This is a genomic window from Mesorhizobium sp. WSM4819, assembly GCF_055811215.1.
Genome location: NZ_JBVVQO010000033.1, coordinates 1 through 13,057, shown reverse-complemented (window position 1 = coordinate 13,057; position 13,057 = coordinate 1). Strand labels below are relative to the sequence as shown.

General features: G+C 61.5%; 8 protein-coding genes and 2 pseudogenes. 4 read left to right on the top strand and 6 right to left on the bottom strand.

Features of this window, described 5'->3' with window-relative positions; genetic code table 11:
- Positions 1-104 precede the first annotated feature (104 nt).
- The 6 genes and pseudogenes from AC0L18_RS24540 to AC0L18_RS24515 form a co-directional block, all read right to left on the bottom strand.
- A pseudogene (locus tag AC0L18_RS24540) lies at positions 105-389 on the bottom strand (aldose epimerase family protein); the annotation flags it as partial.
- A gap of 80 nt (positions 390-469) precedes the next feature.
- On the bottom strand, positions 470-2,938 hold the full coding sequence (locus AC0L18_RS24535; RefSeq protein WP_473494540.1) for an adenylate/guanylate cyclase domain-containing protein: 2,469 nt from the start codon (positions 2,936-2,938) through the stop codon (positions 470-472).
- 83 nt (positions 2,939-3,021) lie between these two features.
- Entirely contained in the window at positions 3,022-4,122 is a 1,101-nt protein-coding gene (locus AC0L18_RS24530) for a branched-chain amino acid ABC transporter substrate-binding protein (RefSeq protein WP_473494539.1), read from the bottom strand.
- Positions 4,123-4,312: 190 nt separating this feature from the next.
- Complete coding sequence (locus tag AC0L18_RS24525) at positions 4,313-5,344, bottom strand: aldose epimerase family protein (RefSeq protein ID WP_473494538.1); 1,032 nt, start codon at positions 5,342-5,344, stop codon at positions 4,313-4,315.
- Positions 5,345-5,430: 86 nt separating this feature from the next.
- Positions 5,431-6,888, bottom strand: coding sequence for an NAD-dependent succinate-semialdehyde dehydrogenase (locus tag AC0L18_RS24520; protein WP_473494537.1), 1,458 nt, complete (start codon positions 6,886-6,888; stop codon positions 5,431-5,433).
- A gap of 318 nt (positions 6,889-7,206) precedes the next feature.
- A complete protein-coding gene (locus AC0L18_RS24515; RefSeq protein WP_473494536.1) occupies positions 7,207-8,154 on the bottom strand; it encodes an AEC family transporter in 948 nt (315 codons plus the stop codon).
- Between the two features lie 167 nt (positions 8,155-8,321).
- Between AC0L18_RS24515 and AC0L18_RS24510 the strand changes: the two genes are divergently transcribed.
- From AC0L18_RS24510 to AC0L18_RS24495, 4 genes and pseudogenes are all read left to right on the top strand, one after another.
- Positions 8,322-8,870: a histidine phosphatase family protein gene (locus AC0L18_RS24510; RefSeq protein WP_473494535.1), complete on the top strand. Its 549-nt coding sequence runs from the start codon at positions 8,322-8,324 to the stop codon at positions 8,868-8,870.
- Positions 8,871-9,527: 657 nt separating this feature from the next.
- Complete coding sequence (locus tag AC0L18_RS24505) at positions 9,528-10,607, top strand: mechanosensitive ion channel family protein (protein ID WP_473494534.1); 1,080 nt, start codon at positions 9,528-9,530, stop codon at positions 10,605-10,607.
- A gap of 70 nt (positions 10,608-10,677) precedes the next feature.
- A complete protein-coding gene (locus AC0L18_RS24500; protein WP_287177181.1) occupies positions 10,678-11,400 on the top strand; it encodes an RNA polymerase sigma factor in 723 nt (240 codons plus the stop codon).
- A gap of 158 nt (positions 11,401-11,558) precedes the next feature.
- Positions 11,559-12,421, top strand: a pseudogene (locus AC0L18_RS24495) (ferritin-like domain-containing protein).
- Positions 12,422-13,057 lie beyond the last annotated feature (636 nt).

The following is a 13,057-nucleotide window of genomic DNA, read 5'->3' as shown; positions in this document are numbered from 1 at the left end:
CGATAAAATCCTTCCGACGCCTAACAGAGCTGATCAAGCGCAGGAAGTATCAACACACACCAACCACATCATTGCACGGGCACTTTTCACAGCCTCAATGGATATCAGAAACAGGAACGTCTGTATCGCGCTGCCATGAGCGGACCTCCGGCCATCAAAACCGCTACATTGTCTCCAAACTCGTCGCAGTTCATTCCGCGCACCGGTCTGCGATTGGCGTAGCGCCCGATCAAGGCGCCGAAATAGGGGGGCAAGGATTCGTAGTCGGCGAGTTCCTTGAAGCCGAGCACGATGTTGTCGAGCTTGCCCCAGCGGTCGGGCACATTGATCGCCGTGATTATACCGCCATAGGCGATGAACTTGATGGACGCGCCTCTGTCGTTGATGAGCGTGTAGAGATCGACGGCTTTGCCGTCCTGCGTGTTTCAGAATGGGGACTTGTCCACAGAGCCGATGCCGACGATCCCTCCTACCCGGGCTTGTGACAAAGTCGATCGAGCACGTCTCGAAGCGCAGTTGCGGCTTGGTCACGCTCGTCAGCAGACATCAGCTCGGGCTCAGCTTCCAGTCTGAGATGCGGCAGTTCGGTTCGAACGGCGCGACGGGCAGCGACAAGATTGGCCTTCAAATCGATGACGCGATAAGTGGCGACCGGATAGGCGATCCCTTTGACGTGGATGCGGCCCAGCTCGTCGCAGTCAATCGTGTCCTTCACTTGCGCAAACGTCTCATAAGAAATGAGCACGGTCCCTGGCTGCGCCTCCTGCTCAAGACGTGAGGCGAGATTCACGGCGCCGCCGATTATCGTGTAGTCCATCCGGTCCTCGCTGCCGAAGTTGCCGACAGTGCAGTAGTCGGTGTGGATACCGATGCGGCAGCGCAGTGGTGTTTCAATTCCAATGTCGCGCCAGACTTCGGCAAGTTCGCTCATCCGCTTCTGCATGGCGAGAGCCATCTGCACGCCGGCGAGGGCGTCCTCCTTGACGCCGCGAGTTTCCGGATCGCCGAAAAACATCAGAATCGCGTCGCCGACATACTTGTCGATCGTCGCGCCATGATCCGAAGCAATTTTCGACATTTCCGTCAGATAGTGATTGAGGATCTGGGTGAGGTCCTCCGACTCCATCTTGTCGGTGGTCTCGGTAAAGCCGGCGATATCCGAGAAGCATATTGTCAGCTTCTTCCGCTGGCTGGCGATCCTGACCTCCTGACGGCCGGTGAATATCGAGTTGTACACCTGGGGCGCCAGGTACTTCGCCAGCTTGCTGGAAAGCGCCTCGAGAGCCGCGGATTTCTCGGCGAGGTTCTCCTCCCGTAGCTTCAGCTCAGTGATGTCCGAGTAGACCGCGACTGTGCCGCCGCCGGTGATCCGCCGCTCGCTTATCATGATCCATCTTCCGTCGCCTCGCCGCTGCTCCCACGGTTCGCCAGGGTTGCGGTGCCGGGAGAGCCGCTCGGCGACCCATTCCTCGAATCGTCCCTCGGCATCCCTGATGTAGCCGCGCTCAGCGGATCGGCGGATGATGTGCTCGAATGTCGTACCGGGCGTCAGTTCGATCGCAAGGTCGCTGTAGAGCAGTTCGCGGTAGCGGCTATTGCTAAGGATGAGCCGGTCCTCGCCGTCGTAGAGAGCGAATCCCTCGGAGATGCTCTCGATGGCATCGATGAGCCGCTGGCGCGCTTCGGCGACCTCGCGCAGGTTCTTTTCCTCGACCTCGACTGCAGTGTCCCGGAAGAGCCTGAGCGCCTCGGCCATGCGGCCGATTTCGTCGTGGCCCGCGGCAGGCAATGGCGCACGAAGATTGCCGCCGGCGATTGCGAGCATGCTTTGGCTCACCCCTCCCAGGCGGGCGAGGAGGCTGCGGTCGACATAGAGCCAAACAACAAGAACGGAACTCAAGAGGCTGAGAAAGGCGGAGCCAAGGACAACTCCGGTCCCGTAGCGCTGGACGACCGCGGCTTCGAGACCAGATGCGGTGATCTCGCGGTCTGCCGCAGCGACCAGGCGATCGACGGCAGCGGTAAGACTGCGCGACAGCTGATTGTTTTCGGCCAGAAGCTCTTCGCCCTGCGCCAGGACGGCGAACTCGTCCTGCCGCGCCTTCGGGATGCTGTTTCCGCCGTCGATCAGTGCCTTGAACTCGTTGACCCGCTGCTGGAAACGGGTTCGCAGCCTATCGTCGATCTCGTTGGAAATCGTGTCCAGAACGGCGAGTGACCGGCGCAGCGGAAACAGGATCAACGCCAGATCGCCTGGCGTCGGCGCGTCCGCCGTGTTGACCAGCGCGTCATTGACCGCCGAGATCTCCTGCTGCGCCTTCTGCTGCGGGATGTAGGCCGCTATCGACTGGACCAGGTCGGCCGTCGCCTCCGCGCCTCGATCGGACGCGAGCGGCGTGTCGGCCGTGACCGCCCGCCATTGCTGGAGTTTGGAATTCATCACGAGCATGCCGGGCGCCACAAGGCGCTGGCTTGCATTTGTCGTAGCCGACAGGCGACGTAACAGTTCCTCTTTGCGCGCCACCACGGTGAGGCGGGCGGCGACAAGGTCGTCGAGGGCGTTGAGATTGCGCCGCAGACCAAGCACCGCAGCCTCGATCTCAGCCACTACCGCCGTGCTAGGCTTGGCGCCTTTGAGAGCGGCAAGCAGTTCCTCGAGGCGCGTCATCTCTGCCGCGATCGCAGTCGAGACCTCGTTATGCTGAGCCTTGCTGGTCGAAGCAAGTGCGGCGGGCGCAGTGGCGGCGACCCGCTCGGCCTGGCGCGACAGCTGGAGGGACGCGAGCGCCGACGGCACACGCTCCTTGGTGATGTGGTCGACGACCTCCCCCACCTCGAGGAAGGCATAAAGAGCGGCTGTTGTCGCGAGCACCGCGAAGGTGCTGATACCGAAAAAAGCGAGCAACAAACGGCCGCGTATGCCGAGACGCTTAAGCATCGCGGCGACGCGTTGATTCAGCTGGCGCGGCCGATAGGGTCTGCACAGATTGGCTCAAGGCGATTCGCCGGATCGGTGGTCCATTACTCCAACGGCACGTATTCGCCACCCTTCCAGACATACCATACCCAACTCTGAACAGTGAGGTCGCCCTTATTATCAAAGTCCATACGGCCCAACACAGTGTCAAATTGATTGCCGCGCAGTGATGCAATCACGGCCTTGAGTTCTAGTGAGCCTGCCTTCTCGACCGCCTGCGCCCAGGTCTGGGCGGCGCCGTAACTGTGCAGCGTCCAGGAATCGGGTTCGAAGTTCTCGGCTCGGAATCGTTCGACGACTTTCGCCGCTTCGGCATTTCGACGCGGGTCGGGGACAAAGGTGAAGAGCGTGCCCTCGGCGGCAGGGCCGGCAATCAGCCCAAATGCCTCGGTCGCTGTATCGTCACCCGAGATCAGCTGAACCGAGTAGCCCCGGTCGCGCGCCGCACGGACCATAAGCGCAGCCTCGGTATGATACCCGCCCATGTACAGCACGGCGATATCCGCCCCCTGTAACGTGCTGATCTCGGCCGAGTAGTCGTCTTTCCCGGGAGTGTAGCCTTCATAAATTGATTCGGTCACGCCCCGCTTGTTCAACTGCTTTCTTGTCTCATCGGCGAGACCCTTCCCATAGGTCGTATTGTCGTGAAGGATCGCGATCTTCTTGTCGCTCCAATGATCGGCCAAGTAGTTGCCGGCCTCGAAGCCCTGCGCATCGTCGCGACTGCAGACGCGGAAAACGTTGGCGCGGCCTTGTTCGGTCAACATCGGATTGGTCGAGGACGGCGAAATCTGCAGAATTCCCGCCGCCTCGTACACCTCCGATGCCGGAATCGAGGCTCCAGAGCAGTAGTGCCCGACGACGAACACTACACCGTCAGCCACCAGCTTTTGGGCAGCAGCCACCGCTTGCTTGGGATCGCAGAAGTCGTCGACCGTGATGAGCCGCACCGGCTCGCCGAGGACGCCGCCCGCCGTATTGATGTCGGCCACAGCCACCTCTGCGCCGCGCTTCAATTGCGTGCCAGTCCATTCGAGCTTTCCGGTCATCGGGCCTGCGACCCCGATCAGCACCTCCGCCCGCGCAGGACAGCTAAGCGCGGCGGCGGCGAGCGCGACAATAGCTACGGTGGTGATACGGTGCATGGATGCACCTCAAAGGCAGTAGCTTACGCCAATCCCGTCAGTGCCGACAGTCCTTTTCCGCGAGCGTGGATTGGGTTCCGATCCGAGAGCGTCGCGCGTCCAATGGAAGCGCAAAGAACGCTCTTTGAACTTTGCGCATGATTCTTTCCGGACCGAAGGCTAGCGCAGCAAAGGCCGGTACCTCCGGGCGTCAGGCGTCAGGCAGTCGGAACCGGTATTCCGTCACATGATGGTAGATCTGGCCCGGCCATAGCGTGGCCTGTGGGAAATACGGCCGGTTCGGTGCGTCCGGCCAGACCTGCGGCTCCAGGCAGAAGCCCGAATAGGCCTTGTAATGAACTCCCCCGAGCCCCGGCGAAGCTGGCGCCAGATACTGGCCGGTATAGAGCTGCACGCCCGGTTCCGTGGTCCACAGCTCCATCTCGACGCCGGAATTCGCGCCTTGCGCCCATGATGCCAGCTTGAGCGACCCGCGCGTCGAGGCAAGACAGAAATTCTGGTCGTAGGGGAGCTGCCTGCCCTCGCTCTCCATGCGCAGCGGCCGCGCCTGACGGAAATCGAACGGCGTGCCGTCGACCGGCTTCACGACGCCGGTCGGGATCAGGTCGCCATCGACCGGAAGATACGCGCCGGCGTTCAGCATCAGCCGGTGATCGAGGACATCGCCGGCGCCGCCGTCATCCAGGTTGAAATAGGAATGCTGGGTGAGATTGCACAGCGTCGGCTCCTCGCAGGTGGCGGTCAGCTCGACGCTGAGCGTGCCCGGGATCTTCAACCTGTAGGTGCAGCTCACGTCGAGCGCGCCGGGAAAGCCCATCGTGCCGTCGGGATCATGCAGCGTCAGGGTGACAAAATCCCTGCCATGCAGCGAAACCTCCCATGGCCGGTGCGAAAAACCTTGCGAGCCGCCATGCAGCGTGTGCTTGTCGAGGAAGTTGCGCTCGGTCTGGTAGCGCTGGCCGGCGATGGTGAAGCGGCCATCGCGGATACGGTTGGCATAGCGTCCGACGACGGCGCCGAAGAAGGCCGTATCCGTTTCATAGGGCTCAAAACTGTCATAGCCGAGCACCAGCGGCGCATCGTGGCCGGCCAGCCGCAAATCCTGAATGATGGCGCCAAGCCCGATGATGTTGGCGGTGAGGCCGCCGCCGCGGATGCTGAAGCGGCGGATGGCCTCGCCCGCCTGCGTCGTGCCAAAAACCTCGCCGTCCTTCATCGCCATGCCCGAAACGTCAGTTGGTTGATCGATCCCCGCCTGGCCTCTCGGGCCGGTTTGGGTCCATTGGCAGTCAACAGACCCCTGCCCGATCAGAGGCCGAGGCCGCCGATGCAGACATATTTGGTGTCGAGATAATCCTCGATGCCCTGATGTCCGCCTTCCTTGCCGAGGCCCGATTCCTTGACGCCGCCGAACGGCGCCTCGGGCGTGGTGATGAGGCCTTCATTGACGCCGACCATGCCGTATTTCAGCCCTTCCATGACCCGGAAGGCGCGGCCGAGATCGCCGGTGTAGAAATAGCAGGCGAGGCCGAACTCGGTATCGTTGGCGAGCGCGATCGCCTCCTCTTCGGTTTCGAACTTGAACACGGGCGCTACCGGGCCAAAGATCTCTTCCTTCATGAAGCGCATCTTCGGTGTGGCATTGGCGATCACCGTCGGCTGGAAGAACGAACCGCCGAGCGCATGGCGCTTGCCGCCGGCGACGATCTTGCCGCCCTTGGCGGTGGCGTCGGCGATCAGTTCCTCGACCTTCTCGACCGCCTTCTCGTCGATCAGCGGCCCCTGCTGCACGCCGTCATCGAGACCGGAACCGACCTTCAGCCCGTCGCTGGCGACGGCGAGCTTTTCGACGAACTTGTCGTAGACACCAGCCTGGACCAGGAAGCGGTTGGTGCAGACGCAGGTCTGGCCGGAATTGCGGTATTTGGCGGTGATCGCGCCGGCGACGGCGCGCTCGATATCGGCGTCGTCGAAGACCAGGAACGGCGCGTTGCCGCCGAGTTCCATCGACACCTTCTTGACGGTGACGGACGACTTCTGGATCAGGATCTTGCCGACCTCGGTCGAGCCGGTGAAGGTGATCTTCTTGACCAGCGGGTTGGCGCAGATCTCGTCGCCGATCTCGCCGGCGGCGCCGGTCAGGATGTTGATGACGCCCTTGGGGAAGCCGACCTCCTCGGCGAGCGCGCCCCAGGCGAGGCCGGAATAAGGCGTCTGCGACGCCGGTTTGACGACCGCGGTGCAGCCAGCGGCAAGTGCTGGGCCGAGCTTGCGGGCCAGCATCGAGGACGGGAAATTCCACGGCGTGATGGCGGCGATGACGCCGACCGGCTCCTTGGTCACCAGGATGCGGCGGTCCGCCCATGGCGACGGCACGACATCGCCATAGGTGCGGCGGCCTTCTTCGGCGAACCACAATATGTACGAGGCCGCCGAACCGATCTCACCCTTCGATTCGAACAGCGACTTGCCCTGCTCGATGGTCAGCAGCTCGGCCAGTACATCCTGGTTGTCCATCATGGCGTCATGCAGCTTGCGCAACAGCTTCGAGCGCTCGAGCGCGGTCGTCTTGCGCCATGTCTGGAAGGCGGCGTCGGCAGCTTCGATGGCGCGGCGCGTCTCGACCTTGCCCGACTTCGGCACGGTGCCGATCTTGAGGCCGGTGGCCGGATTGTTGACGTCGACCGTCTGGCCGCTGTCGGCCTGCACCCACTCGCCGTTGATGAGATTGGCCTGGCGCATGAAATGGCTGGTTTTCTGAAGCATGGTCTAGCCTCCGTTCGGCGCACTGACGGGCCGCTATCTGGATTTTCCTTGACGGGCGTGCGCACTGGCATCGATGCCGACACGCCTGGAGCCACTGCTCTTTACCTAGGGCAAGCCCCGCAATCAATCGCAAGATGGCATATAGGGTTTGGGCCAGCACAAGGCGAGGCCGATTTGCGCTCCCGTTGTTGCTTGAGGGTGCGTGAGGAAACGACCGGACCGGCGGCTCCCGAGAACCGGAACGGAGCGTAACGTTGGGTATATGAGTACCTGAAGCACCAGGAAACCGCCCTTCGCAGGCATCAATATCGATCATACCTATCCAAACACCTGGACCACCACCGTCAGCCAAAACGCCGTGGTGACGACCGCGCAGGCGGTGGCGATGGTCATCTGGTTCGATGCCAGCGCCTGGCCGGTGTTGAACTGCGTCGCAATCAGGTAGGAATTCACCCCGGATGGCAGCGCGGCCGCCACGACCGCGACTTTCGCCGACAGCGGCGGCAGGCCAAGCAGCCAGACCAGGGCGAGCGCGACGGCCGGCATCAGCATCAGCTTCAGCGCCGACAGCGCCAGCGCCGGCCGCACATTGCCGGAGATGCCGAAACGGCACAGGCCCAGCCCCATGGCAAACAGCGCGACCGGTCCGGCGATGTTGGCCAGCGCGTCGACCAGCCGGACCGCCAGCGCCGGCAATGGCAGGCCGGTGATACGCCACACCCATCCGGCCAGGATGCCGATGATCAGCGGATTGGAGAGCAACTTTCGAAAGAAGCGCCGGATGATGCGCAGCGGATGCACATGCTCGTCGCCGCGGCCAAAGATCTCAAACAGGATGATCGATGCCATGATCATCGTCGGCAGATGCACGGAAATCAGCAGCGACAGCACTTCGAATCCACTTGGCCCGAATGTGCCGAGGAAGAACGGGATGCCGAGCAGGACGAGGTTGGAAAAAGCCGACGACACGCCGCCGACGACCCCGGCACGCGCGTCGCGCCCGAACACCCGGGTGATGACCAGGTGGCCTGCGGCCCACGTCACTGCGGCAGCCGTAAAATAGGCTCCCCAGAACAACCAGGGCGCGGTGCCATGGAAATCGGCGTTGACCATGGTGCGGAACAGAAGCAGTGGCATCGCCACCCCGACGGCGAATTCGGCGATGGCCCCACCCGCCTCGGCCTTCAGATAGCCGGTGAGCCCGGCCAGATAGCCGAGCGCGACAAGGCCGAAGACAAAAAGGACGGTTTCGATGAGTGGGGACATTTTTCCCCTGATAGGCGAGCCGGGATTTGAGCGCAACCGCCCCGCTTGGCAAAGCGGTCGGTTCTCGCAAACAGCCGGGATAGGTGATGCCTTGTTTTTCAGCCGGCTTTGCCGTCCCTATATGCGGTCACCGGAACCCACCTCCGGTGACTGGAAAAGGACGCCTGATGCTTCGATCTATGCTGGCTCTATTGCTGCTCGTCATTCCCGCCGCGGCCCACGCGACCGAAGCCGGCTGGGCGCTGTTGCGCGACGGCGGACATGTCGTGCTGCTTCGCCATGCCATGGTCACCGGCACTACCGATCCGGCGAATTTCGACATCGAGAAATGCGCCACCCAGGTCAATCTCTCGGTGCGCGGCAAGCAGCAGGCACGCAAGATCGGCGCGCTTTTCGACGCCCGCGCGGCGCCGGTCGAGCGCGTGCTGTCCAGCCGCTATTGCCGCGCCCTCGACACGGCTCGCACCGCTTTCAGAGAAGAGCCCGAACCCTTCGCTCCGCTTGACCTGCTGAAGACCGACGCCAGCGAGAAAGCCGCCCAGCTCGAGGCGATCGTGAACGAGATCAGCGCCTATTCCGGCTCCGACAATGTCGTCATGGTCACCCATCTGGAGAACATCATGGCGCTCACCGGCATCTCGCCGCGCGAAGGCGAAGCCGTGATCGTCGAGCCGCAAGGCGACGGCCTGCGCGTGCTCGGCCGCGTCACTTTCTAATCTGCGCTGGAGCCAGTTGAAGCGTTCGCCAGTGGTGAAATCTAACGCTTGGTCCCTAAACGGAATACCGGTTCCGACCCCCCTAGCGGTAGCTTGTTCGTTCGGCCTCGGCCGAATCTATGCAGATGACCCAATGCGGACGTTTGCGACACCCATCAGAGATGTCGGCTTAGCGCCGATATCGGCCGTTCGTCGACGCTCAGCTCGATCCCGAATCCCGCCTTTCGCTCAGTCGTTGTGATGGGCCCGAGTCAATACGTGCAATCCAATGGATTGGCGGCTATCCGCCGGCATGATCCCGCCGCAGGAGCGAAGTCCGCCTCACGCAAGAAACGCGCCGGCCGATGAAGGCTGAGTTGGATTCGAACCAACGGCCGCTTGATGAACAGTCGAGATCTCTACCGGTGAGCTATCGGGGAGCTGCTGATACCAAACTCAACTTAATTTCGGATGGGGCTATAAGGCACTTGCCGAATATGGTGGCGACGTGCTTGCCGCCCTATTTCACCAAAGACGGGCCCGCCGGAATGAAGGCCAGCTGTCGGGGACCGGCAGGGAGCCAGTCAGCGACTGACGTTGGGTCGTTTGCCGGAATGCCGCCGTCGAGGAACGAGAAGGCACTGCTGGGTGTTGATGGCCACATCGGGAGGTGAACCCTTGGGACCGCGCGCCAAGAAACAGGAGAACCTTTCCCGACTCGAACGGGCCGCGCAACAGACTGCTGACCCAAAAACTATGGAACAGAAGGCGAAAAAGCCCGAGGAAAAATTCCGCTTCAGCCTACGCAAGGAAGACGTCTGGTGGACGGTTGGTTTCGCTGCCGCTGCCTTGCTGCTTTTTGGCGTCCAAGTCCTGATCAATTGGCGCTTAGAATGGCTTGACGCGCCTTTGCGCGTTCGCGTGCTGAACTACGTCAGGGGCGGCCTTCTCATTTTCGTTATGCTGACCGTTGCGAATGTTATCGAAGTCTTTCTCATTGGCCGAATTCCCAATCGTGTTTCGCGCTTCAACTTGCAACGCATTTTTCGATTAGTCGTCGTCGTCGCCATCTTCTTCGTGGCCATTTCAGTCTTATTTGTGAACTGGTACACTGCGGTTGTTTCACTCGGCCTGATTTCACTGATTCTCGGCTTTGCCCTGCAAATGCCGATCTCCAGTTTCATCGCGTGGATTTATATTTTGGCCAGGGCGCCTTATCGCGTTGGCGACCGCATTCGCATCGGCGATGCCCATGGCGATGTCATTGATGTCAGCTATCTCGACACGACATTATGGGAATTCGGCGGCGAACATCTTTGGACCGATCATCCGAGCGGACGCGTCATCAAGTTTCCGAACTCCACCGTGTTTGACACGCCGGTCTTCAACTATTCCTGGCCGCTGTTTCCCTATGTCTGGAACGAAATCAAGTTCCAGCTCGCTTATGAAAGCGATCTGGAATTCGTAGCGAAAACCATGAGAGAGGTCGTCGACGAGCAGATCGGCGACATCATGAGCCAGAAGGTGAAGGTCTATAAGCACATCCTGTCGCAAACGCCGGTGGACGAACTCGAAGTGAAGGAGCATCCCGTGGTTCATTTTCGCGTCAGTGAAAACACCTGGCTCGAGGCCATCGTGCGTTACCTCGTGCCGCCGAAGGAAGCGGGGCGCACCAAAACACGCTTGATCAAGGAAATGCTGGCGCGAATGAATGCAAAACCCGATCGCGTGCTGTTTCCGAAGAGCAATTTGAGGTGAACTTCCTCAGGCCACGCCGCGCGGAGCCACCCCGCCCGCATCGCGGCAGGCTGATGCATCTGGAGCGCCTATGATGAAGCCGACCGGATCCACCGAGGCAGTGAGGATCGAGGACCTTGACGACGCGGGGCTGGTTGAACACGCGCGACAGCGTGACCCCGCCGCATTCTGGTTAATCATCAAGCGTCACAATCAGCGGCTTCACCGGGTCGCCCGCGCCGTCCTGAACGACGACACCGAGGCCGAGGACGTACTTCAGGAGACCTATATCCACGCCTTCACCCATCTGGCCGAATTCCGCGCGGAGGCGCAGCTGTCGACCTGGCTCACCCGGATCGCGCTGAATGAGGCGCTGGGACGCCGCCGGAAAAGGCGGCCCACCGTCGACGTGAAAGCCATCGAGGGCATGGTCGCTCCGTTCAGCGCCCACAAGCCTGATCCCGAAGAGGCGGCCGCTCTCGCTGAAATCCGCAACCTCCTGGAGCGAGCCGTCGGTGGCTTGCCAGAGCCCTTTCGCATCGTCTTTGTCATGCGAGACGTCGAGGAAATGAGCATTGAGGAAACGGCTTTTCTCTTGGCATTGCGACCTCAGACGGTGAGCACCCGTCTTTATCGCGCACGGCGGCTGCTCCGCGAGGCGCTGCGGGACAAGCTCGCCACCGTGTTCACGGATACGTTTCTCTTCGCTGGCGCCCGTTGTGACCGCCTCGCGCAATCAGTCTTAGACCGGCTCGCAATCCGCCTGGTTCGAAAGGATACTCATCCGTTGAACACGGCGACTGAGCGCACGTAGACGCCGTCCATGCCGAGATTACGCCGGCTCCTTTCGCGGGGATGTTGTAGCGGGACGCGGGAATATTTTGGCGGCCCGGACCATCTAATCATCAGGCAAATGCACTCGGCGCCGCGGTGCTGACAGCGGCGTTGAATCAACAAACATAGGAGACCGCCATGCAGGGCGCACTTCACCTATCCCGGCGTCAGTCGCTTCAGGGACTTGTCGTACTCGGTGCCGGAGCGGCACTCGGCGGAATCGCACGGTCTTCTCCGGTATTGGCACAGGACATATCGGACGAGGACATTTTCCGCTTTGCGCTCAACCTCGAATATATGGAGGCTGAATACTACCTCCGCGGCACCACCGGAAAAGGCATCGACGCAGCCGATGCCGGTTCGAAACCAGGTGACGTCGTTGGCGGCAAGCAAGTCTCCTTCGAGACGCCCGCCATCGGCGAATTCATGCAGGAAGTCGCCGAAAACGAACTCGCGCACGTTCGCTTCTACCGCAAGACGCTTGGAGCCAACGCCGTCGACCGGCCAGCGATCGATTTCGATGCGGGGTTCAAGGCGGTTGCGGAGGCAGCTGGTCTCGGTGCGGACTTCGACCCCTTCGGCAACGAAACGAACTTCGTTCTCGGCGGGATGTTGTTCGAGGATGTCGGCGTCACCGCCTATGCCGGTGCTGCGACAGTTCTGAAAAATAAGGACTTCCTCGCCGCCGCCGCAGGCATCCTGGCGGTCGAGGCCTACCACATGGGAATGGCGCGATCGACGCTATACCGGAAGGGAGAGGAAGCCTGGAAGGCCGCCAACGCCGTCTCCGATGCCCGCGACAAAATCGACGGATCGGAAGACAAGGACCAGGGAATCCAGGTGGACGGAAAAGCCAACATCGTTCCGTCGACGCCCGATGCGATCGCTTCACCAGAACGCCACAGGAGGTGCTCCGGATCGTCTATCTCAGCGACAAGGACGGAGTGAGCAAGGGCGGCTTTTATCCGGAAGGGATGAACGGCACGCTCAAGAGCACCTGAGCCAACTGCGACGAGGGCTGCTCTTGGAGAAAGACCATGAGTAAAGATGATGATGTGAACCACGGATCGGCAGCTTCAAGCCGAGCGCTGTCTCGCAGCAATTTCCTGAAAGTCTCTGTGACCGGTGCGGCGATTGCCAGCGCCGGCGGCCTTTCAGCCTGTATGACTGGACCGATGGCGGCCGGAAAGACAACCAAGGCGCTGGCGCTGTACCAGGACACCCCAAATCGTGGCCGACGCTGCGGTGGGTGTACTCACTTCCGAGAGCCAAACGGGTGCGAGATCGTTGCCGGTGCAATCAGCCCAAATGGCTGGTGCCGTTTCCACGAGCCGCTGCCGGCTTGATGCAACAAATTGCCGTCTCCCGCCTTATGTCTCGGGCGGGAGCAACGCGACGTCAGCTTCCACGTCCAGAGCGGACGTTGGCCGGCCGGCGGTAAGGCGTCTGCCTAGGGTCATGGGCGTGAATTCGTTCTCGGAGAGCGAACGTCCGCATTGGGTCGATCAGCGGAATGGCCGCTTGTCTGTAACCTCGTCCCGAAAGCGGAAGGGCAGGTTTCGTGAAGAGTTTCGGGCGCCGGCAGGCGTACGAAAGTCCCCGAGGAAGGAACCCGCGGGCCACGGGCGATGGCTATG

Excerpts from the sequence above, each read along its gene's own strand:
- AC0L18_RS24520 (WP_473494537.1), bottom strand. The coding sequence starts at position 6,888 with ATGCTTCAGAAAACCAGCCATTTCATGCGCCAGGCCAATCTCATCAAC.
- AC0L18_RS24500 (WP_287177181.1), top strand. The coding sequence starts at position 10,678 with ATGATGAAGCCGACCGGATCCACCGAGGCAGTGAGGATCGAGGACCTT.
- AC0L18_RS24535 (WP_473494540.1), bottom strand. The coding sequence starts at position 2,938 with ATGCTTAAGCGTCTCGGCATACGCGGCCGTTTGTTGCTCGCTTTTTTC.
- AC0L18_RS24510 (WP_473494535.1), top strand. The coding sequence starts at position 8,322 with ATGCTTCGATCTATGCTGGCTCTATTGCTGCTCGTCATTCCCGCCGCG.
- AC0L18_RS24530 (WP_473494539.1), bottom strand. The coding sequence starts at position 4,122 with ATGCACCGTATCACCACCGTAGCTATTGTCGCGCTCGCCGCCGCCGCG.
- AC0L18_RS24515 (WP_473494536.1), bottom strand. The coding sequence starts at position 8,154 with ATGTCCCCACTCATCGAAACCGTCCTTTTTGTCTTCGGCCTTGTCGCG.
- AC0L18_RS24525 (WP_473494538.1), bottom strand. The coding sequence starts at position 5,344 with ATGGCGATGAAGGACGGCGAGGTTTTTGGCACGACGCAGGCGGGCGAG.